The organism is Desulfofundulus sp. JL263-se (genome assembly GCF_056316025.1).
This window is the reverse complement of sequence record NZ_CM149993.1, coordinates 2,623,388-2,643,528: the sequence shown is the minus strand read 5'-3', so window position 1 is coordinate 2,643,528 and position 20,141 is coordinate 2,623,388. Positions and strand designations below refer to the sequence as shown.

The following is a 20,141-nucleotide window of genomic DNA, read 5'->3' as shown; positions in this document are numbered from 1 at the left end:
CGGGAGGTGACAAACAATGCCAATTAAAATAATCTCTCTACGTGACGGGTTCCGCCGCTGCGGGATCGAGCACCCGGCCCGGCCGGTGCTCTATCCGGACAATAAATTTACCAAGGAGCAGCTAAGAAAACTCAAAGAGGAGCCCATGCTCATAGTCGAGGTGATCAAGCCTGCCAACAAAGAGCCAGGACCGGATGAAAACAAGGGTGATAAGTAATGTATTGTACTTTAGGTGACCTGCTGGACCGTGTGCCGGAGCACGTTCTTATTGATTGTACCGATGATGAAGGCACCGGCCAGGTTAATACCGACCGCATAGATCAGGCCATCGAGGACGCCACAAGTGAGATAAACGGTTACTGTTACGCCCGGTACGACATTCCGTTCAACCCGGTGCCGAAAATGATCAGAAAGCTATGTGTAGATATTGCGCTATACAACTTAATGTCACGCCGGGGGTTTGACGAGGAAAAAGGTTCCGACCGGGTAATACAGGAGCGCTATAAATCGGCGGTAAAGGTGCTGGAAAACATGGCCCGGGGGCTGGTCACCCTGGGCACTCCCACCCCACCGCCTGATGGGACTGTTCAGATTGCAAGCAATAACCGGGTTTTTTCGCGGAACAGAATGGATGATATGTAGTGAGTGGAATACGGTTTGAAGGTGACTGGAGCAGGCTGGAGAGGAATCTACACAGGCTAACAAGGTTAAATTTTACCGCGCTGCACAAGGAAATTGGGGAGTACCTGGTGACCAGCACCCAGGAGCGGTTTAAAACCGAAACCGGCCCGGACGGCAGGAAATGGCCACAGTCGATAAGGGCCAGGTCTGAAGGCGGTCAAACGCTTACCGATACCGCCACCCTGAAAAACTCAATTTCATGCCGGGCCAAGCCTGACAAGGTTGAGGTCGGCACCACTGATAAACGGGCGTCCACCCACCAATTTGGCCGCAGGATAAGGGTTAAAAGAGCCAGGCACCTTCATTTAAAAGTCGGCAACAAGTGGGTGAAGAAAAAGGAAGTCCGGATTCCTGCCCGCCCGTTTATCGGGATAAATGATGACGACCAAGCAGAAATTAACGAAATCATTAAGACCGTTATAGAGGAGTGTTTAAGGTGATCAACACCTGCCGGGACTACCTGGTGCAAAAATTAAATGCTATAGGTATAACCGATGTGCGCATCGGGGCCGCCGATTCCACCAAGCACCAGGCCCGGCTATATGCTGAGATAGTTTTCGGCAAGGAGAGCCTTAAATATGACGGCAGCCTGGTGGCCGTGGCCACGGTGGACCAGACAAGGACATATCGGAGGAGACTGTACCGGCGGGTGCTGCCGGTGAGAGTAACAATTTCTCACCGGGATGATGCGGAGTTAAGAAGCAAGGCCGAAGCGTTTCTGAAGGGACTTGACCGGCGGATACTGGATGCGGACAATAACGCAATATTGATTGAGGTGAGCCTGGGCGAACCGGAAGAAGACTCCGGAGTGGCGTCCCAGCGCGAAAAAGTCACATACCTTGTTGAGTTTTACGGCGGCATATATCGAGATCATTCCACAGAATTGATATCTCTGGATGGAGCAATGGTAATCGAGGGGGGAATAGCTGATGAGTAAGAAAGAAAAGGCCGAAAAGGCCCAGGGCGAAGAACCGGTGAAAAAACAGGCTTACAAAATTGAAGAACTGGCCAAGCGGCATAATGTGCCGGCCTGGATGATGGCCGGACTCAAGGTGGCCTACGGCTGGGGCCAGGGAAAGGAAATAACTGAAGACGACTTTTTAAAAGCCCGGGGTAAATGGCTGTCCGGGCCGATGAGGAGGGTTAAATAATGCCTTTGCCTGATGTGAATATCAGTATTCTTGATGGCGGGCTGGGAATGCTGCCGCCGGGATCTGCAGGCCTGCATGCCAAGGTTGGGGTGTGTTCGGCCGGCACGGTAAATCAGATTGTATCAATCACTGACCCCGGCAAGGTGAAAGATCTTTTCGGCACCGGCCCCCTGTGCGGCGCGCTGTATGACGCCTTCGCGGCCGGGGCCAGGACGATATATGCGGTAAAAGCAAACAGCGACATCGCAGGAACAATCGGAACCATAACCTCCACCAAGACAGGTCTGGGGGATATGACGGCAAGCGGATCGCCGCTGGACGAATATGAAGTAATCGTGGAGATTGTGGACCCGGGAGCCGCAAACGATTCCACATTTAAGTATAGCCTGGACGGGGGAGATAACTTCACTGGCAAGATCACAGTGCCGAGCGGGTTGAGCTATACGATACCGGATACCGGCATTACCCTGCAATTTGTGGAGTATGGCACTGACCCTTCGCAATCTTTTAAAACCGGCGACACTTGGAAGTTCAACACCACGGCCCCGCAGGCCAGCGTGGACAGTGCCACAGCGGCAATTGACGCTCTTCTCAATTCCGGTTACCTTTACGAATTTATCCACGTGGTGGGAGAGTCAGATGCGGCCATGTGGGCGGCGCTGGCGGCCAAAGCCGACGAGGCGGAGTCAAAATACAGGTATATTCATTTCTTGGCTGAGGCCCGAAGGCCGGGAGACACTGAAACGGTTGACCAGTGGGTTAACGCGCTGATTACCGAGAAAGGTAGTTTTGCCAGTACCCGGGTTTCCATTTGTGCAGGCAGGTTGGAACTGGTAGATATGGGTACCGGGCGCAGCGTAAACAGGAACGGGGCCGGGTTGTATTCCGGGCGCGTGAGTTCCATACCGGTCCAGCGGTCTCCGGGCAAGGTTATGGAAGGTCCGCTGCCGGCGGTGGTTGCTCTGAGGCCGGAGGGTATCAATAATGGACATATACTGGCGCTGGATGAAGCCGGGTTCATTACTTTCCGGCAGTATATCGGGCTGTCCGGGATATATATAACCAATGGCCGGATGGCGGCGGAGGCGATTAGCGACTTTAAATTCGTTGAGTTGCGGCGGCCAATGGATAAGGCCTGTGCGCTGGTTCGGGCAGCGGCCTTGCGACAGGAACATGTCGAGATTGACCCGTTAAACCAGGATAAAAACCTTGCTGTCCTGGAAGCAAGCTTGAGCGTGCCGCTTGACATTATGGCCGGCAACGGCGAAATTGCCCGGGGCCGGGTTGTAATACCCCGCGACCAGGATATATTAGCCACTTCTACTCTGCGGGTTAAGGTGCGCATTGTACCGATAGCAACTCTGCGCTGGCTTGAGGTTGAGATCGGGTACGAAAACCCGTTCCAGCAATCGGCATAAAGGGGGGTGAGGTAATTGATTAACGGGAAGAAGTACAGCTGGGAAGATATATCCGTCATGCTGCCATATGGTGAGGTTGTGGATATCCAGAACATTGATTATTCAGACGGCAAGGAGATTGAGGCAATATACGGCAAAGGCTCAAGCCCGCTCGGGTACGGGACGGGTAATTACAGCGCCGAGGGTAAGATGACGCTTCTCAAAGAGGAGTACAACAAGCTGGTAGCTTACGCCAAGAAGCTGAATGTATCCCTTTACAGGCTGCCATTATTCCCGATAACAGTGAGCTATGCCAACGAGGATCAGCCGATCACCACTGACATACTGAAACAATGCAAAATTAAGAAAGTGAGCAATTCTTCCGGTCAAGGCGACAAGCAGGTAAAGGTTGAGTGCGAGCTTGTAATTTTGGGCGGTATCTGGTGGAACGGCCTGCAGCCGAACTAGTGATGACGATGCCAGATTAATTTAGGGAGGGAAATGTATGCACCCGGTTGTGTCCAAGGAGCAAATCGAAGAATGGAAGCGAGATTACGGCGATGTCTACGAGATCGCCGGTGGTGAGGATGAACTGCCAGTTTGTTATTTTCGGAAACCCGGCCGTCCGGATTTATCAAGATTCACTAAGGAGTCTTTGAAAGATGTCTACAAGGCCATGAATAACCTTGTTTTCGGGTGTTTGCTGTACCCGTCGGCGGACGTGCTGCGCAAACTGACCGAGGAGCGCCCCGGGCTGGTGATCGCCTACGGCGGCGAACTGCAGAAGATCATCGGCGTTAACCAGGATTTTTTATCGACCAAATTGTAAGCCGGGTTGAACAGCTGCGGGAGGACGGGTTGCACCAGGCGGAAGCGATAATAAGGTATTATTTCGGCCTGACGCCGGAGCAGCTTGCGGGGGTTGGCGATGATGAGTTCCTGGAGCTGGCGGCCCTCGCCTACTTTTATGAGGACCGCCGGGCTCTGGCGGTGAAGCGGGGGGTATTGATGGCGCTGGAGGCGGTGCTTGCAAAATAAAAACCGGCTCATGGCCGGTTGAAAACCTTGTTTGCCTCCTCTGTGCCTCGTTTCCACCCAGTTTTAATGCAGTTAATAAGGTAAGGTATGCTTTTAATAGTGCCGTATAAGATTCCAATAGCAGCCCCAATACCGAACAAAATAGCCAATACGATAAATAAGCTCAGCACTACCACAACCCCCTTTTTCCCGTAGCATATACCAAAAAATAGGATGTGTCAATATGGATGCGCTGTATGCTTTGTCAGCCATTTTCAGCGTGGTGGACAGGTTTACCGGCCCTGTGCAAGACATGGTTAGAACAGTGACCAATCTGGAGAGGACCATGCAAAGAGCACAGGGGATGATTGATTTCGGCAATAAAATGGCGGTTTCCGGGGCAATGATGCAGGGGGCCGCTTCGCAAATGATGAGTGGCCTGGCGGGCATTTTAAACGATACTATAGAGACCCAGCGGGAACTTGGCGAGCTTGGTTCGGTCGGCGTAAAAAACCTGGATGCAATAGCCAATGCCGCCACAGACTTTGCCAGCAAATGGTCTGGCGTTACCGAAGCTCAGTTCATCGACGCGGCATACGATATCAAGTCTGGCATCGCTTCCCTTTCCGATGCGGCGGTGGGCGAGTTTACGGCGATGGCGGCGCTGACGGCCAAGGCCACCAAGGCCACCACCGCCGAGATGACCAGCTTGTTCGCTACGGGCTACGGGATATTTAAAGATATGTACGGGTATATGTCAGATTTTCAGTTCGGAGAGATGTTCAGTGCCGGGATCGCCGCGAGCGTGCAGCAATTCAAGACAACGGGGTCCGGAATGGCCCAGGCGCTGACAACCCTGGGCGCTGCGGCCACCTCGGCCCGACGACCGTTCGAGGAGCAGCTGGCCGTACTGGGCATGCTTCAGGCCACCATGCCGGGCGGGGAGGCCGGTACGAAATACAAGGCGTTCGTGCAGGCGGCGGCCAAAGCGGGCACGGAGCTGGGACTTAGTTTTGTGGACGCGAACAACCAGTTGCTGGGGGTCGTGGATATACTGAATGTGCTGCGGAGCAAATACGGCGAAACACTGGATGCGATTGAAAAGCAACAGATCGCCAAGGCGTTTGGCACCGAAGAGGCGGTGGCCATGATAGACCTACTATACAACAAGGTGGGCGACTTGCAGGGCAATATTGCAGCGCTGGGCATAGCCACAAGGCAGGGAACCGCGTTCACTGAAAGTATGGCCAGGTCTATGAATAACGACCTGGGCGCGGGTTTGCAGCTGGTTATTCAGAACTGGAGGATATTAAAACGCAGCATAGGAGACGAGCTGGCCCCGCTGATTGTGGCCTTTATCCCCACCATACAGGATCTGATTCATTCATTTAAGGGGTTAGCCAAGTCACACCCGACCATTGTACGGACGGCCCTGCTCTTGGCCACTATTGGCGCGGTGTCGCTGGCCATCCTGGCGCCGATACTGGCGGTAGGTTCAGGGCTGGTAATGATAGGCGGATATACACTCATGGCTTGGGCCAAGATTGGTCAATTTGCCATGGTGCTATCGGGAAAGGTTGGTTTCTTGGTACAAAGTTTTATCAATCTAAGCCGTATAATTATCACCCGTGTTACCCCAGCTATGACCACTTTTGCATCCCGTTTGCTCTGGTTTGCCGTAGCCGGAAGCGCCAAGGCGTACCTGGTTATTCGCGCAATGATTGCTGGCCTGGCCCGGTTCACCGTCACGGCGGCACGGACGGCGACCACTGCCCTCCCCCGCCTCATCGCCGGGGTCTGGAGCTTCACGGCGGCGCTTTTAGCCAACCCCATTACCTGGGTGGTGCTGGCCATCGTCGGCCTGGGCGCGGCCCTGTTCGTACTCTGGCGGAACTGGGACAAGGTAACGGCTTTTCTCAGTAACACATGGGAAGCGCTTAAAGCCAGGTTCGCCGGTGCTGTGCAATGGTTTAGCGGAGTATTCCAGGGAATCATCGGTGTGATCCAGCAATACGGCCCCCTGGTGCTGGCGGTATTGATGCCGGTAATAGGCATACCGCTGCTGATTGCCACTCGCTGGAGCACCATCAAGGATATTGCCGGCAGGATATTTGGACATCTGGTGCAGTTTATACCGCAGAAAATCGCCCAAATAATCGAGGCCATCAAGGCCAAAGGCGCGGAGTTTGTGGCTTCCGGCCAGGCGCTGATCCAGGCTTTTACCCAGGGGATCAGGAAGGTTATCAACGCGCCGGCGGAAGCAGTAAAATCCGGGCTGGCCAAACTGCGCCGCCTGCTCCCCTTCTCCAACGCAAAGGAGGGCCCCCTCTCCACCCTCACCCGTTCCGGCGCGGCACTGGTGGAGACCTTTGCCGGGGGCATCATATCCCGATCTGGGCTATTGAAAACAGCCACCGCCGCCGTACTGGCGGGGGCAGCGCTGACCGCCCCGGTGAACGCCGACGCGGCGCAGGCTATCCAGGGCCAAACCATCACCAGCCAGGCTGTAATCAGCCCCGTCATGGAGGCGGTACCGGAGCTGCCCAAGCTAAGTGCCGAAGCGTTAATCAATCCGGTACTGGGCGCGATGCCCGAACTGCCCGAGTTGACCGGCCAGGCTGTAATCAGCCCCGTCATGGAGGCGGTACCGGAGCTGCCCAAGCTAAGTGCCGAAGCGTTAATCAATCCGGTACTGGGCGATATGGCCGGGGCAACGGCAGACTTAAAGCTCAATCCGGAAAAATCAATACTCGGTGAAGCACCTCGCGTAAACCTGCGTGAGTTTGTCAGAGAAACTTTTGCTGAGCGCGAAAAGGAGACCGTGCGGGAAAGCAGATCCCGTCCGGTAGTAGTAATTGTCAATGGAGAAAAGCCGAGCGGAGACAACTTCGACGATTTGGTAGACCTGGCATACAGGTACCTCTCCATGAGTGGAGAATAAGGAGGCGGGATGATGCCCCAGTTGATCACAACGGATGATATTGGGCAAGTAAAAGTTGGCGACACCATCCTGCCCGGTACGTTTGAAAGCCTGGAGATCACCGGCACGGTAAAACTGGACCAGGTGGAAATACGGGGCAAAAAAGAAAAGGTAACACAAGCAGTCGGGTACGACAACGCCCGGGTGAGGTTAACTCTGACCCTGCTGCCCCAAGTCGAAGGCGGTGACTGCTCGGACCAGATCGCTATCTTGCAGAGGATCTTCAGGAAATCCCCTGATCAGCAAAAGCCCGGTGTATACCGGCTGGTCAATAAACATGCAGCGGCCAGAAACATAAATGAGGTCGTGTTTTCAGATCTGAAAACATGGGAGGACAACAAAAGCGACAAGGTGGTCGCCATATGCGAGTTCATCGAGCACGTTCCAATAAAGGTAAAAGTGGCCCGGAAAAAGCCCGTTACCACGTCGGCCACCAAGCCCAAGACGTCCTCCTCCAAGGCAAAGCCGGCATATGGCGACGTACGCAAAGAAACTTTATATGGCGACATTCACAGAAAACTTAAAAAGACCGAATCCACCCCGGCAAAGGATACCCGGAAACCGAGCCTGGGGCAAAGAATTTTGGCTTGGCTGAGGGGTGCTAATAATGTCTGATATGTTTTCGCCATTTGTCAAGCTGGTGGTTAACGGCAGCGAAGTCCGCAACCTCTTTGAAAGGTTGGACATATGGCTGTCCCGCAAGGAGCCGGCAGACATAGCGGAGTTTACCCTTAAACCCGGGATCCCGGAGTTAGGGCTGGCGAAAGACGTGCCAGTGGAAATCATGATCGGCTACGACGGCAATAACTCATGGAGAGTTTTCTCCGGCTATGTGGCCGAACCGATGCCCCCCCGGTTCTTGTGCAAAGATGAAGCGCTAAAACTTTTTAGAACAAGGATAGTCGAGACATTCTTAGACGTAACACCCCAGGACGTAATAGCCTTTGGCCTACAAAAAGCCGGCATCAGTGCCTTCACCCTGGCACAGGATACTTTCCCCCGCAAGCCCCGTTTCGTGGTGGCCGGGGAAAACGTATCCGACATGGTTAGAAGAGTTAATGCCACCTGGGGCTTGCAGTATGACTACTATTTCGATGGAAACAGGCGCTTTTACTGGGATGCGCCGGTACCAAAGCCAGGACCGGTATACAGTTACCAGTACGGGGAAAACATCATCGAGCTGGAATTTAACGCAGATCGTGAACCGGCAGGCCAGCGCGCTGCAGGAGATACCGCCGGGGGTGGTAGGCTGCTCACAGTGGCCTCCCCCTTCCTGTCTCACAGCCAGGAAATTGAAATAATCTGGCCGCAGGTGGCCAACAGCAGGTACATCACCGAAACGATACATCACTATATGAACGAGAAGGGCTCACTGCGGACGGAAATATTCTTCAGGGAACTAGCGGAGGTGGCCTGATGGACAGCCGGGTGGATAAGTTAATCGAAGTTGTGAGAAAAACAGTTATCCGCCTTTTCCCGGAGCTAGCGGGCAGATACCATCTAATCGCCGAAGCGCGGATAACAGCCGTCGATGATGATATCCAGGTCCAGCCGCTGACCAGGGATGGTAACGACGACACAAGCGCACCGGCCATAAAGTGCAATCCACTTCCCTACACTCTCATGAAAGGCAACAAGGTAAAACTGGGGTTCATGTATGGGGATCCCTCGGAGCCTTACATAATAACCAGGTCCACCGCCGTGATCGGCACCATAACCGGTGGGAAAATTGCCATAGAGAATTACGGCACCAAGGACGCCCTGGTGGCTGAACACCTGAAGGATCATTTCGTGGTGGCTACCCTCACTTTTCCGGTGGACGAGGATGGAAACCCGTTGCCGGGTGCATCCTCTTCCCCGCTGACGAGAATTGATTACAAGTCGCCACTAAAAGACGGCGACCAGGTGGCGGCACTGCCAATAGAGGAGGGTGAGCGGTTTATTGTAATAGCAAAAATATAGGGCGGTGGTGGCAATATGGAGGATCTAATGCTGGACAACGAGGGCAATTTTGTGACAGCCGCAGACGGTGATACTGAAACCGTCGCGGATCTGGAATGCCTCGTCCAGGACGTCAAGCATTTGCTACTGACTTTCCCTGGTGATTTGTGGGCACATCCGGAATACGGGGTGGGGCTTCAGTGGTTCATCCAGACCGAGGATACCGAGATCAACCGGTTGGAGCTCCAACAAACAATTAGAGCCAGGCTGGGCCAGGATGAGCGGATAGATAAAGACTCCATTCGCGTGGAAATCAAAGGCTGGGATCTGGAGCGCATATACCTGACGGTGCTGTTTTCGCCCGCGGCCGCGGTGTTTGAAGAGGAGCAGGAAGCACCGGAAGAGGTTGCCATTGTGCTGCTGGTCAGCCAGGACGGGGTGAGTATTGAGGAGGGTGCCGTATGAGGCCGGAAGACCTGATTCCCACAAAAACATTATCAGAGCTGATGGAGTCTACTATAACCGCCCTTCGTAATGCGGCTTTCAGGATTACGAACCTCCGCCCGGGCGGGGTGTTCTATACCCTGCTGGAAAAGTGCAACCAGGGCGTGGCGGACCTGTACGGCCTGCTTCGTGAGATAGCTCCGCAAATGTACCTCGAAACTGCTACTGGAGAATGGCTCGACCTGAAAGCTGCAGAATACGGCGTACTGCGGCGTATGGAACAAAAAACTATCGGGCAGGTGTTGTTTTGCAGAAACGAACCCGGTCCCAATGTGGTTATCCCATCCGGCGCCGTGGTAGCCACCGATATTGATCGATTCGGGGACAGGTTGAAATTTATGGTCAACAGCCGGGTGGTGCTTGAAGAAGGCTCTTTGCAGGTGCCTGTAGAGGTTACGGCTGAGTTTGCCGGGTCCCGTTACAATGTCGGTCCCGGCATGATCACAAAGCTAATGACGAACATTTCAGGCATTGACTACGTGATTAATGGAGAGAACTGGATAACGCGCGAAGGTACGGATACGGAGTCGGATGAAAGCTTGCGCCAGAGAGCCAAAGACAGGTGGAATCAACTTTCCCAGGGTGCCGGCGAAGAAGCGTATGTGTCCTGGGCGCAGGAGATACCGGGCGTGGTAGTGGTTAGGGTAGACAGTCAGCATCCACGCGGCCAGGGCACGATTGATGTCATTATCACCGGTACTGCCGGTATCCCCTCTGACGACCTGGTGGCCAGCGTGCAGGAACATCTCGACAAGAAAAAGTCGCTGATAGCGGATCTGTTAGTGGTAAAGCCTGATCCCGTGCCGGTGGACTTCGATGTAGTCCTCTACCTGGCTCCGGACTATGGCGATGAGCAAGAAACACAGGCCGAAGCAGAGAACGTAATTGACATCATGTTTAGATACGGTGATACGGAACACCCCGAGATCCGCAAAATTTCCCCTGAATACGGGCTATTGCTTGACCAGTTAAGGTACAACCTGCTGAGTATCGCACACGTGGTTAAGGTGGATATTGCTTCCCCGGCCACGGACATTGCCATGAGCACGCGCCAGTTACTCGTAAAAGGCGCAGTTAACGTGACGGTTCAGAGGGTGATCGCTTGAGCTTTGCCGAGTACTTTTTTAACCTGGCTCATGTGATTTTTAAGCGGAAGGCCAGGCCTAATGAAACCGATTTATATAAGCTTACCTCCGCCCTGGGGCCAAACTGGGACAATCTCCAGGAAGCCATATTCTTATTGCGTGAACAGTCAATTGTGGCGACGGCCACCGGGGAGGCGCTGGATTTCCTGGGCAAAGCCAGGAAAATGCCCCGCTACCGGGGTGAAACCGACGACGAATACAGGCTTCGCCTTATGGCGGCAGTCGATATATATGCTGAGACGGGCACCAAGTCGGGCATGGAACGGGTACTGGCGCTGCTGGGATACCGGGATAGTGAAGTTTACCCGCTGTACCTCGAAAAATACAAGTGGCGTTTCTTAAATTCAGGGATGAATTTAGATGGCAGTGTAACGCTGGAGCCGGTTGACCCATCTGCAAGGCTGGAGTATTTGGGTCGTTGGGCCGAGTTTGTGGTGAGAATCAATGTCGGTGACGGGCCGTTTACGGAAACCCAGTACCTGGTTGCCAAGCGGATGATTGACAAAGTAAAGCCATCCGAAAGCAAGCTTTACGCCCTACAGTTTGCTGTAATGGCAAAGGCAAGGATTTATTTAAAAAGTGATAACTGGATGCTTGTAATCGGTAACTTTGGGCATGAGGTTAATCCCGGAGTACGTTTTATAAACGGTAGAAAAAGCCTCTCCCCCGATCCCTTTCTCCTGCATCTGAGCGGAGGATATACCCTGAATGGCTCGCATGACCTTAATGGATTTAAGGGCTGGGCAGTTGGTACCTGGTTTTTGTCCGATACGCGAACCAGGGCGCACGTTGCACTATCAGGTGGCGCAAAAAGCAGTCCCGGCGTTTTGATAAATCTCGATGGCCGGTACTGGCTCAATAACAAGCTGAAAATCGGCAAGAATAAGCACCCGTGCACTGGTCGTTCGGTGCTTGCCGTTAGGATATCAAACGCTTTGCAGCGTGGTGAATCCCTGGGTGTTAGCCTGAAAACATCGGCACACTTCCCCCGCTCTGTCAACCGTCTGGACGCTGTTTATTGCCTGTTGAGGGGTACGCGCAAGTTGGACGGCTGGCCTCTGGCGGCCAGCTGGTACATAGATGGCAAGAAAAGCTTATCTTCCGGCGGCGTCCGACATTCAGTACACCATAAGGTTGGGATGGGCGTGTTTGCCGGCAGGCGCTGGGTGCTTAATACAGGGCGGTGGCGCCTTGACGGCGGCGGGTACAAATATAAGCTTGATGGGTTTTTAAAACTATCGCCAAGGCATTACCTCGACGGCGGAATATTGCTGGGGGGTGATGAGAAATTATGTTATCTGACTAATCTCGCTGATCTCAGCGAGAAGAATAATGTGCTCAGCGGCAGGCCGTTATGGGACGGCGAAAGATTGAATGGCCGCAGGCAGTTGAGACTCCTACCCGTTTGTACAAGCGCAGGGATCAAGGTTAAGAAAAACGGTCGCATACTCGAGCAGGGAGTGATATAAGGTGAACTCGATAACCACAAAGCAGGCCCGAATAGCCATGGCCCGGGCCAGAAATGGAGAAATCGTGCTGCCTACCATCACACATATTGCCCTTGGCACGGGCGGGCATGAGCCTGGTGACATTACTAAACCGGTGCCGCCGACGGAAGATGATACGCAGCTCGAAAATGAAGTGTTGCGGAAAGCCGTGGCCAGCCGGCAGCGAATCAACGACACTACGGTGCGATATACGGTTACCCTGGGGTCCGGAGAGGGCGATGGTTACGCCTTCACGGAAATGGGTTTGATTGACAGCGACGGCAACTTGGCGGCCCGTAAAACCATGGGCGCTAAAGTTAAAGAACCCGATGTTGAGATGGAGTTTTATTTTGATGAAGAGTTTTAAGGAGGGAAAGTAAATGGCTGATTTGGTGGGGCAAATCGCCTGGAAGGACAGGGTACGCAAACTTGAGGAAACCGATCCCGCGGCACCCAGCACCTGGGACCCAATTCACCAAGATCTGATCAATAATGACGTATATCTTAAGAACGAGATTGATGCCACAAAGAGCGAGGTCGAAACCGCCCGAGGAGGGTACGCGAGTCTGGATGCCAGGCTCGATGCCCTGGAGACCCAGACCCTGCAGGGTGAGAGCACCTTCAACAGCACAGATGGGCGGACCATCACCCATAGCCTGGGTCATACCAACTATATAGTGAACGTGACTCCTTTGGAGGATACTCAGGGCGATCTTGGAGACGTATACATCAGCAAGGCCAGCAATGCTTTTACCATATACAACACGGGCGGGTTCACCGGCAGTTTCCGGTATCAGCTCATGACATAAGGAGGTAAGAGGATGATAGTTCAGCATAACCCCGACAAGCCCAACGAGGCGATTACCATTGACGAGGCCGTTCCTAGCCGTCTAGTAGTAGCCCCCTTCGGCTTCCCCGGGGGACAGTGTAGCGGCGGAATCGTGGACCTCACGCCTTTCCAGGGCGGACCGTTTCGCCTATACCTAGAAAAAGACGGCAGTCTGAACACGGAGCGTTTCCGGAACCACTTCTGGCTCCTGGCGGAGGCGGTTCTCCCTGAAAGACGGTTCGACAGCGTACCAACGGGCCAGGTGGATGAACACGGCCAAGATATGACTGAGATGGTTGAAAGGCCTCTAAACCTGCACGAAGTCGACATTACGGTATTTTCCCTTCCGGAGGTGAAGTAGATGAACGTGTCTAAGCTTTCTCTGGCGGCCCTGCGCGACCGGATTGCTGCCGGTACCCGTGAGGTCGATGTGGTGCATAACTCCAAGGCCGACGGTACCGGGACAACGGTCGTTTCAAAAATGATATATGTGCCAAAGTTCCGGGTGCCCGCGGGAATATGGGATGACGGAGCTTTCCCGCCCCAAGACTCGTTGCTTGGCGGGTTTTTGATCGACAAATATCCCTGCAGCCAGCCGGATGCTACTTCGGAAAGTCGCGGGAGTACCAGTGCAAATAGTCCCGGCCTAACGGCAGCCGTTTCACAACAGGGTGTGGTGCCCTGGACTGATATAAACTGGGATAATGCCAAAATCGCCTGTGCAAATCGTAAGATTAACGGACGGTCTTGTCACCTGGTAACCATGAAAGAATGGGCCGCTATTGCGTTCTTGGTCAAGCTCCTGGGGCACGATATCAGGGGCAACAATTATTGGGGCCGGGATTACCGCGATCCGGACAGCTTTGAGTATTACGGCATCGAGGACCCCCTCACCGACGGTTACGCTGCTAGCTATGGGCGCGACATGGCCCGGGTACTTACGGGCTCCGGCCCCATCTCCTGGTCCCATAACGGAATGGCCAATGGCGTCTTCGATATTGTCGGCAACGTCTGGGAGTGGGTGGACTTTCTGATCAATGCCAGTGTGTACGAAGCGGTCAAAACCGCGGCCATCAGTGATGCCGACGGCATTACTGCCACTGATACGGCCATTGTGCTGGGCAGCGTAGAGGACCTGGAGTATTGGCCGGCTAGCAACGGGCTTGTCTATATCGAGGAGACTACCGATGGTACCACTGTCTACCCCGCTGAATACATCATATACGGCAGTCTCGTCGACAACGGTGATGGCACCGTCACGCTGACAAGCTGTCAGCGGGGCGTGAACGGTACAACAGCCGGGGTACATCCCAATGGTACGCCTGTCCAGCAAATTAACAAGTACTGCGTCATACCGGGGGGGTACAGCGCCAAAGTCAGTGGCGACGGCCTCAACAATACTACTGACCCGGCGACTTTTGACTATACCGACCTGGTGCTTGGCCCGGGAGGGGCCAGTCCGCAGGTAGGAGATATTCTCCAGGTCGAGAACGAACAGCTTGAGGTGACCGGCGTCAGCGGCCAAAGTTTAACGGTTAGCCGCGGTGCCAACGGCTCCACGCCGGCGGCACATGCAGACGGAACAGCTTTTGCCCGTATCTCTCCACAAATGGGCAATTACAACGCTGCAACGACGGGAACTTACGGCGCCTATCAATACGCAAAATTCGTGACCCTGCGGACAGAGGCAGAAATAGCTGCTATGGCGCTCCCGGCCACGGTTTCTAGCGGTGGGAATGAGGAATGGAAGGACGGTTTCTGGCTGCGTAACTATGATGTACGGGCCGCTCTCCGCGGTGGGGTCTGGCACATTGGGTCGTCCGCGCGTGCGGGCTTTGCATTGGCCCTGCACTATCCGCCGTCGCTCGCGAGCATCAGCCTCGGCTTCCGCGCCGCTTTGTCCCTGTAAATCTGAAATCTGATTACTGAAAATCTGGAAGCCGAGCGATAGCGAGGCTGTAATGGGGAATAACCATGGAGTTGAAGATAAAACAGAAGTGTGAAGACATGATTGTGTACGGGTATTTGGCTCTGAGGCAGTTTCCCAAGTCCGAAAAGCATACGCTTGCTGCTGACATCAAGCGCTCTATGTTCCAGCTCCTGCGGTTAATTATTACCGCCAATAAACGGTACCATAAAAAGACTGTCATGCAGGAGATAGACATCGAGCTGGACATCCTCCGGTCCTACGTTCGGGTAGCGATGGAACTCGGTTTTCTTCCTTTCCGAAAGTACGAAATATGGGCCGGACATCTGAACGAGTTGGGGCGTATGCTTGGAGGCTGGATGAAGTCTATTAACAGGAGATAGCACTTTTAGGGTCCGGGCTGTTATGTACGGGCCGCTCTCCGCGGTGGGAACTGGAACAATGGGTCGAACGCGCGTGCGGGCTTTGCATTGAACCTGAACAATCCGCCGTCGAACGCGAACATCAACATCGGCTTCCGCGCCGCTCTGCCTGACCTTGGCCCGAAGGCGGCAACTCACGGGTTGTCGTCCAGTGCCTCAGGCAAAGGAGCCCGGGTCCTTGTCGCGCCGGCTTGTCCGGCCGGCAAAAAAACAAAAAACGCCTGTCCCGGCCAGTAGGGAACGAAAGCCGGAGCCAGGCCCAGGGAGTGATGAAGATGAGGACCTATAAGAATTTATATCTGCAGATCTACGACTTTGAAAATTTATATGAAGCATACATAAAAGCAAGACGTGGCCATCGGTACGAACATCAGGTCCTCGTCTTCACCAATAACCTGGAGAGCGAGTTAATCCAACTCCAAAATGAGCTTATTTGGAAGACTTACAGGACCGGTACTTACCGGCGCTTCTATGTGTATGACCCCAAAATAAGGCAGGTAGCCGCCTTGCCCTTTAGGGATAGGGTTCTGCAACATGCTCTATGTAACGTGATTGAGCCTCTATTTGAGCGGAAGTTTATCTTCGACAGTTACGCCTGCCGGGTGGGTAAGGGAACCCACGCTGGCGCGGACAGAGTAACGGAATTTCTCAGGCGGGCTACAAGGTTATGGCCAAAGCCTTATTGCCTGAAGTGCGACATCAGCCAATATTTTCCCTCTGTCCGGCACAGTACACTGCTGGCGATTATCAGGAGGACCATTGCCTGCGAAGATACCTTATGGCTGATCCAAGAAATTCTCTCTAGTTGGGTTGATACGAACGACCCTGACCCGAGGGGGCTGCCGATCGGAAACCTGACTAGCCAGTTATGGGCCAACGTCTATCTTGACCAGCTTGATCACTTTATCAAAGAGGTCCTTCGGGTCAAGTTCTACGTCCGATACATGGACGACTTCGTAATCATCGGCGGTAACAAGGCCGAATTGTGGCAGATAAAAAGAGAGGTCGAAGCTTTCCTTGACGACAAGCTGGGTTTGCATCTGAACGGCAAGACAGGGATTTTCCCTATTTCTCACGGAGTGGACTTTTTGGGGTACCGTATTTGGCCGGACCACAGGCTTTTGCGGAAAAGGAGTACCAAGCGGATTAAACGAGCGCTAAAACACTTCCAGAAGCTCTACAGCGAGGGCAAAATCGGCTTTGACCGAATTAACGCTACTGTGCAAAGCTGGCTGGGCCACGCTAAACATGCGGATAGCTATAGGTTCAGACAAAAACTTTTCGACAGTGTTTCGTTTGTGCGGGGGCGAAAACGGTGAAGATAAAGGGTTTTTGGAATGACTCTGACGGGTTGTCAATAGCCGATGTCGTTATTTGGGTCACGCTTCCCCCGTGGCTATATACAGCTTATAAATACGCCCTAACGGCCACCCTGAGCGGCAATCAAGTGGACTTCTTCCAGGTGTTGACGTACCCCCTGCTTTTGGTGCTGGGCGGTAAAACCGTTTCTGACCTGCCGCCTCTAAAACGGATGCGTATTCCGGAATATGAAAGGAGGGATGACCGTGACGACAGTAGCCCGAGAATATAAGCTTATGGAGATGCTGCTTACTCCTGGCCGGGGAGGCCGCCCAGGTCGGAAAATACGGCCCAAGGCCCTGGTTATTCACTGGACCGCTAATACAGAGGCGGGTGCGGATGCGGTGGCCAACAGGAACTATTTTGAGAACCACCCACAGAATAAGGTTTCGGCCCATTATGTAGTAGATGATCGCCAGGTTATCCAATGTATACCCGAGGATGAAATGGCCTACCATGTAGGGGCTAGGCTGTACGCGCCCGCCGCGCTGAGGCGGTTATCCAGTTATCCCAATAACTGCACTATTGGTGTCGAAATATGCGTAAACAGGGACGGTGATTTCGTTAAAACCTACCAAAACGCCGTGTCGCTTGCGGCGGACATTCTACGCCGGCATGACTGGGGAATTGACCGCCTGTGGCGGCACTATGACATTACCTGGAAGGACTGCCCCAGGTTTTTCGTGGTTGATGAGACTGCGACGGCATATGGATTTTCGTCGGCCGTCGGAGGGTGGGAAAAGTTTAAAGCCGATGTGAAGCGGGCAATGCAAAGAAAGGAGGAAACCAGGATGTTTCGCGATATGGCGGGTCACTGGGCTAAAGACGTCGTGGAGGAAGCCGCTAAACTGGGTTTGGTGTCGGGTAAGGGTGATGGCGCTTTTGCCCCGGATGAGGGCATGACGCGGGCGCAAGGCGTAGTGGTCACTTTGCGGGCCTATAAGAAGCTGGATGCTAAGATCGCTGCATTAGAACAGCGTATTGCTGAACTTGAGAGGAGGGCTTAAAGATGCATGACCTGTTAGTACAGGTGCTTTATGACGCGCTGATCCTGCTGGCCACCATCGCTGCTGGATATGCTGTGGCCTGGTTACGAAAACGACTGGGCGTAGAGGGCATGAAAAGGATTGAGGCCGAACTGGCCACAAAACAAGAACTGGCCGGCTTAGCGGTACGGTTTGTTGAACAGGTCTATAAGGATATCCACGGGGAAGCAAAATATCAGAAGGCTGCCGAGTGGCTGGCGGCACGGGCCAAGGAATTGGGTATCAACATGACGCCGGATGAAATTAAAGGGCTTGTCGAAGCAACCCTCCGAGCATTTAAAGACAAGTTAGGCGAGGAGTGGGCAAAGGCGATTAACGCTTGATTTACTCAGGGTGAGAGGGTATAGTAGAGAAAAACTGCTTGGCAAGCTACAAGCAAATTTTGCAAGTAGCTTAGCTAAGCAGTTTTTTCATCAGCGTAAATTTATTCAAGACAATTTTTCTCATCTTTTGTGAGAAAAATTCTTACCGAACGTGAGAAGCTACATTAAGGGAATAGGAGGGGCCCCGGGTATTGCCATAGGGAAGGCTTTTATTTTTAAGCCGGAGAAACTCCCGGTGGAAAAAAGGACCGTTAGTGAAGACGAGGTGGCAAGGGAACTGGGCAAACTGCACAGGGCAATTAGCCAGTGCCATTCAGAGTTGTCTGGCATATATTCCCGGGCTGTCTCGGAGTTCGGAAGGGACCGGGCGGGTATATTCCAGGCCCAGCTAATGGTGCTGGAAGACCCTTCCCTGGAAAGTGAAATAGCGGATTTAATAAGGGAGGGGGTTAATGTTGAGGCTGCCGTTGCAGAGGCCCTCTCCCACTTTATAAAGTTTTATCGTGAATCCGAAGATGAGCATATACGGGAGCGCTGGGCGGATTACCGGGATGTGGGGTGCAGGCTGCTAAAAATTTTGCTGGGCGAGTCATGGACCCCTGTGCCCCAATTAAAAGAGGATGCGGTGGTGGTTGCAAGGGACGTTACCATGGCGGATATAGTGCACCTGGACCGTTCAAAAATTAAGGGCTTTGCCACCGAAAGCGGCAGCCGCACGTCCACCGCGGCCATATTGGCCCGCTCCCTGGATGTACCCGCAGTGGTTAGTATAGGGGAATTCATTGACCAGTTAAAAAATGACGACTTGGTAATAGTGGACGGCAGTAACGGCAGGCTGATTGTTAACCCCGACGCCGGTACCCTGGCAGACTATCAAGATCGGTTGAAAACCTACAGGGCCTATAAGCAGGAACTGCAATTCCTGCATGATCTTCCTGCCGTTACCCAAGACGGCCACCGGGTGGAGATGCTGGTTAACGTATACCATGTGGGAGAAGTTGATTGTGCCCTGCCCCAAGGGGCGGAGGGCATTGGCTTGCTGCGTACCGAGCATATTTTCATGGGCCGGGAAGAGGCTCCGGATGAAGAGGAACAATACCAATTTTATGCCTCGGTGGTTAAAAAAATGAAGGGGCGCCCCGTGATAGTGCGGACCCTGGATATGTGGGAAGGGGAAAGGGTATGGTGTGGCCCGGCCCATTATGAGCCCAATCCCTTCCTCGGGTGCCGGGGGATAAGACTGTCGCTGAGTTTTGAAGATATTTTTAAAACCCAGTTGCGGAGCATTTTAAGGGTCAGTGTCCTTGGCCAGGTAAAGGTAATGTTTCCCATGGTTAGCCGTATAGAGGAACTTCGCCGGGCAAAGGCGCTGCTGGATGAAGCAAAAAAAGAATTGGACGAACGGGGTGCGGCATATGACAAAAACATTAAGGTAGGGCTTTTAGTAGAAGTACCTTCAGCTGCCTTGATGGCTGAATTATTTTCCCGGGAAGTAGACTTTTTCAGTATCGGGACAAATGATTTGGTTCAATATACCCTGGCCGTAGATAGGATGAGTGACGCCAGTAAGGTGGACCAGGCCCTCCACCCGGCGGTATTGCGCCTGGTAAAGCATGTAGTAGATGTTGCCAGGGAAGCCAAAAAGCCCGTGGCCATATGCGGTGAAGTGGCCGCCGAGCCATTGACCACCATGCTCTGGCTGGGCTTGGGAGTTCAGCAGTTCAGCTGTGCCGCCGGTGCCATCCCGGAAGTGAAAAAGGTCATCAGGGCCATAACTCTTAAGGATGCCCGAAATGTGGCCAAAGAGTCACTGCAAAAAATAAGTCCGGAAGAGGTTAAGCAGCTCCTGGAAGAACAGATGTATGCCCGCCGCTTGTATTTCTAGCTTGATTTGGTTAAAATGGTAAGGAAGTGCTAATTGCAGCCGGTTAG

26 protein-coding genes are annotated in these 20,141 nt (G+C 53.4%); all 26 read left to right on the top strand.

Annotated features, from left to right (window positions below; all coding sequences use genetic code 11):
- The first annotated feature begins 16 nt into the window (after window positions 1-16).
- The 26 genes from ACX4JR_RS13660 (at window position 17) to ptsP (ending at window position 20,094) form a co-directional block, all read left to right on the top strand.
- On the top strand, window positions 17-217 hold the full coding sequence (locus ACX4JR_RS13660) for an HI1506-related protein (RefSeq protein WP_476058571.1): 201 nt from the start codon (window positions 17-19) through the stop codon (window positions 215-217).
- Window positions 217-642 (top strand): gp436 family protein, encoded by a 426-nt coding sequence (locus tag ACX4JR_RS13655; RefSeq protein WP_476058570.1) that lies wholly within the window; start codon window positions 217-219, stop codon window positions 640-642. Before ACX4JR_RS13660 ends, ACX4JR_RS13655 begins: the two co-directional genes overlap by 1 nt.
- A complete protein-coding gene (locus ACX4JR_RS13650) occupies window positions 642-1,121 on the top strand; it encodes a phage virion morphogenesis protein (protein WP_476058569.1) in 480 nt (159 codons plus the stop codon). The genes ACX4JR_RS13655 and ACX4JR_RS13650 overlap by 1 nt, the downstream gene beginning before the upstream one ends.
- A complete protein-coding gene (locus ACX4JR_RS13645) occupies window positions 1,118-1,618 on the top strand; it encodes a hypothetical protein (protein WP_476058568.1) in 501 nt (166 codons plus the stop codon). Before ACX4JR_RS13650 ends, ACX4JR_RS13645 begins: the two co-directional genes overlap by 4 nt.
- Window positions 1,611-1,832: a hypothetical protein gene (locus tag ACX4JR_RS13640; protein WP_476058567.1), complete on the top strand. Its 222-nt coding sequence runs from the start codon at window positions 1,611-1,613 to the stop codon at window positions 1,830-1,832. Before ACX4JR_RS13645 ends, ACX4JR_RS13640 begins: the two co-directional genes overlap by 8 nt.
- Window positions 1,832-3,250: a DUF2586 domain-containing protein gene (locus ACX4JR_RS13635; RefSeq protein WP_476058566.1), complete on the top strand. Its 1,419-nt coding sequence runs from the start codon at window positions 1,832-1,834 to the stop codon at window positions 3,248-3,250. Before ACX4JR_RS13640 ends, ACX4JR_RS13635 begins: the two co-directional genes overlap by 1 nt.
- A gap of 15 nt (window positions 3,251-3,265) precedes the next feature.
- Window positions 3,266-3,697 carry a hypothetical protein gene (locus ACX4JR_RS13630; RefSeq protein ID WP_476058565.1) on the top strand — a complete coding sequence of 144 codons (432 nt, stop codon included), beginning with the start codon at window positions 3,266-3,268 and terminating at the stop codon, window positions 3,695-3,697.
- Between the two features lie 37 nt (window positions 3,698-3,734).
- A complete protein-coding gene (locus ACX4JR_RS13625; protein ID WP_476058564.1) occupies window positions 3,735-4,058 on the top strand; it encodes a DUF6848 family protein in 324 nt (107 codons plus the stop codon).
- Window positions 4,059-4,087: 29 nt separating this feature from the next.
- A complete protein-coding gene (locus ACX4JR_RS13620) occupies window positions 4,088-4,267 on the top strand; it encodes a hypothetical protein (protein ID WP_476058563.1) in 180 nt (59 codons plus the stop codon).
- Between the two features lie 223 nt (window positions 4,268-4,490).
- Window positions 4,491-7,187, top strand: coding sequence for a phage tail tape measure protein (locus tag ACX4JR_RS13615; RefSeq protein ID WP_476058562.1), 2,697 nt, complete (start codon window positions 4,491-4,493; stop codon window positions 7,185-7,187).
- 12 nt (window positions 7,188-7,199) lie between these two features.
- A complete protein-coding gene (locus ACX4JR_RS13610) occupies window positions 7,200-7,841 on the top strand; it encodes a hypothetical protein (RefSeq protein ID WP_476058561.1) in 642 nt (213 codons plus the stop codon).
- The gene (locus ACX4JR_RS13605; RefSeq protein ID WP_476058560.1) at window positions 7,834-8,643 is read left to right on the top strand and encodes a hypothetical protein; all 810 of its coding nucleotides are present in this window, start codon (window positions 7,834-7,836) and stop codon (window positions 8,641-8,643) included. The genes ACX4JR_RS13610 and ACX4JR_RS13605 overlap by 8 nt, the downstream gene beginning before the upstream one ends.
- On the top strand, window positions 8,643-9,188 hold the full coding sequence (locus tag ACX4JR_RS13600) for a hypothetical protein (RefSeq protein ID WP_476058559.1): 546 nt from the start codon (window positions 8,643-8,645) through the stop codon (window positions 9,186-9,188). The genes ACX4JR_RS13605 and ACX4JR_RS13600 overlap by 1 nt, the downstream gene beginning before the upstream one ends.
- A gap of 27 nt (window positions 9,189-9,215) precedes the next feature.
- Window positions 9,216-9,632: a contractile injection system sheath initiator gene (locus tag ACX4JR_RS13595; protein ID WP_476058558.1), complete on the top strand. Its 417-nt coding sequence runs from the start codon at window positions 9,216-9,218 to the stop codon at window positions 9,630-9,632.
- Entirely contained in the window at window positions 9,629-10,777 is a 1,149-nt protein-coding gene (locus ACX4JR_RS13590) for a baseplate J/gp47 family protein (protein WP_476058557.1), read from the top strand. Before ACX4JR_RS13595 ends, ACX4JR_RS13590 begins: the two co-directional genes overlap by 4 nt.
- The gene (locus ACX4JR_RS13585; RefSeq protein ID WP_476058556.1) at window positions 10,774-12,285 is read left to right on the top strand and encodes a phage tail protein; all 1,512 of its coding nucleotides are present in this window, start codon (window positions 10,774-10,776) and stop codon (window positions 12,283-12,285) included. Before ACX4JR_RS13590 ends, ACX4JR_RS13585 begins: the two co-directional genes overlap by 4 nt.
- A 1-nt stretch (window position 12,286) precedes the next feature.
- On the top strand, window positions 12,287-12,670 hold the full coding sequence (locus ACX4JR_RS13580; protein ID WP_476058555.1) for a phage tail-collar fiber domain-containing protein: 384 nt from the start codon (window positions 12,287-12,289) through the stop codon (window positions 12,668-12,670).
- A 13-nt stretch (window positions 12,671-12,683) separates the two neighbouring features.
- Entirely contained in the window at window positions 12,684-13,112 is a 429-nt protein-coding gene (locus tag ACX4JR_RS13575) for a hypothetical protein (RefSeq protein WP_476058554.1), read from the top strand.
- 12 nt (window positions 13,113-13,124) lie between these two features.
- Window positions 13,125-13,493 (top strand): hypothetical protein, encoded by a 369-nt coding sequence (locus ACX4JR_RS13570; RefSeq protein WP_476058553.1) that lies wholly within the window; start codon window positions 13,125-13,127, stop codon window positions 13,491-13,493.
- The gene (locus ACX4JR_RS13565) at window positions 13,494-15,041 is read left to right on the top strand and encodes a formylglycine-generating enzyme family protein (RefSeq protein WP_476058552.1); all 1,548 of its coding nucleotides are present in this window, start codon (window positions 13,494-13,496) and stop codon (window positions 15,039-15,041) included. It abuts the gene before it with no gap.
- A 65-nt stretch (window positions 15,042-15,106) separates the two neighbouring features.
- A complete protein-coding gene (avd, locus tag ACX4JR_RS13560; protein WP_476058551.1) occupies window positions 15,107-15,442 on the top strand; it encodes a diversity-generating retroelement protein Avd in 336 nt (111 codons plus the stop codon).
- Between the two features lie 230 nt (window positions 15,443-15,672).
- Complete coding sequence (locus ACX4JR_RS13555; RefSeq protein ID WP_476058550.1) at window positions 15,673-16,800, top strand: reverse transcriptase domain-containing protein; 1,128 nt, start codon at window positions 15,673-15,675, stop codon at window positions 16,798-16,800.
- Complete coding sequence (locus ACX4JR_RS13550; protein WP_476058549.1) at window positions 16,797-17,072, top strand: hypothetical protein; 276 nt, start codon at window positions 16,797-16,799, stop codon at window positions 17,070-17,072. Before ACX4JR_RS13555 ends, ACX4JR_RS13550 begins: the two co-directional genes overlap by 4 nt.
- Window positions 17,047-17,847, top strand: a complete 801-nt coding sequence (locus tag ACX4JR_RS13545; RefSeq protein ID WP_476058548.1) for an N-acetylmuramoyl-L-alanine amidase — start codon at window positions 17,047-17,049, stop codon at window positions 17,845-17,847. Before ACX4JR_RS13550 ends, ACX4JR_RS13545 begins: the two co-directional genes overlap by 26 nt.
- A gap of 2 nt (window positions 17,848-17,849) precedes the next feature.
- Window positions 17,850-18,209, top strand: a complete 360-nt coding sequence (locus tag ACX4JR_RS13540) for a phage holin, LLH family (protein WP_476058547.1) — start codon at window positions 17,850-17,852, stop codon at window positions 18,207-18,209.
- A 151-nt stretch (window positions 18,210-18,360) separates the two neighbouring features.
- Window positions 18,361-20,094 (top strand): phosphoenolpyruvate--protein phosphotransferase, encoded by a 1,734-nt coding sequence (ptsP, locus tag ACX4JR_RS13535; protein ID WP_476058546.1) that lies wholly within the window; start codon window positions 18,361-18,363, stop codon window positions 20,092-20,094.
- Window positions 20,095-20,141: the final 47 nt, after the last annotated feature.

Coding starts and splice junctions, on each gene's coding strand:
- ACX4JR_RS13570 (WP_476058553.1), top strand. CDS start 13,125: ATGATAGTTCAGCATAACCCCGACAAGCCCAACGAGGCGATTACCATT.
- ACX4JR_RS13635 (WP_476058566.1), top strand. CDS start 1,832: ATGCCTTTGCCTGATGTGAATATCAGTATTCTTGATGGCGGGCTGGGA.
- ACX4JR_RS13590 (WP_476058557.1), top strand. CDS start 9,629: ATGAGGCCGGAAGACCTGATTCCCACAAAAACATTATCAGAGCTGATG.
- ACX4JR_RS13625 (WP_476058564.1), top strand. CDS start 3,735: ATGCACCCGGTTGTGTCCAAGGAGCAAATCGAAGAATGGAAGCGAGAT.
- ACX4JR_RS13565 (WP_476058552.1), top strand. CDS start 13,494: ATGAACGTGTCTAAGCTTTCTCTGGCGGCCCTGCGCGACCGGATTGCT.
- ACX4JR_RS13640 (WP_476058567.1), top strand. CDS start 1,611: ATGAGTAAGAAAGAAAAGGCCGAAAAGGCCCAGGGCGAAGAACCGGTG.
- ACX4JR_RS13595 (WP_476058558.1), top strand. CDS start 9,216: ATGCTGGACAACGAGGGCAATTTTGTGACAGCCGCAGACGGTGATACT.
- ACX4JR_RS13575 (WP_476058554.1), top strand. CDS start 12,684: ATGGCTGATTTGGTGGGGCAAATCGCCTGGAAGGACAGGGTACGCAAA.
- ACX4JR_RS13660 (WP_476058571.1), top strand. CDS start 17: ATGCCAATTAAAATAATCTCTCTACGTGACGGGTTCCGCCGCTGCGGG.
- ACX4JR_RS13600 (WP_476058559.1), top strand. CDS start 8,643: ATGGACAGCCGGGTGGATAAGTTAATCGAAGTTGTGAGAAAAACAGTT.
- ACX4JR_RS13605 (WP_476058560.1), top strand. CDS start 7,834: ATGTCTGATATGTTTTCGCCATTTGTCAAGCTGGTGGTTAACGGCAGC.
- ACX4JR_RS13615 (WP_476058562.1), top strand. CDS start 4,491: ATGGATGCGCTGTATGCTTTGTCAGCCATTTTCAGCGTGGTGGACAGG.
- ACX4JR_RS13540 (WP_476058547.1), top strand. CDS start 17,850: ATGCATGACCTGTTAGTACAGGTGCTTTATGACGCGCTGATCCTGCTG.
- ACX4JR_RS13610 (WP_476058561.1), top strand. CDS start 7,200: ATGCCCCAGTTGATCACAACGGATGATATTGGGCAAGTAAAAGTTGGC.
- avd (WP_476058551.1), top strand. CDS start 15,107: ATGGAGTTGAAGATAAAACAGAAGTGTGAAGACATGATTGTGTACGGG.
- ACX4JR_RS13655 (WP_476058570.1), top strand. CDS start 217: ATGTATTGTACTTTAGGTGACCTGCTGGACCGTGTGCCGGAGCACGTT.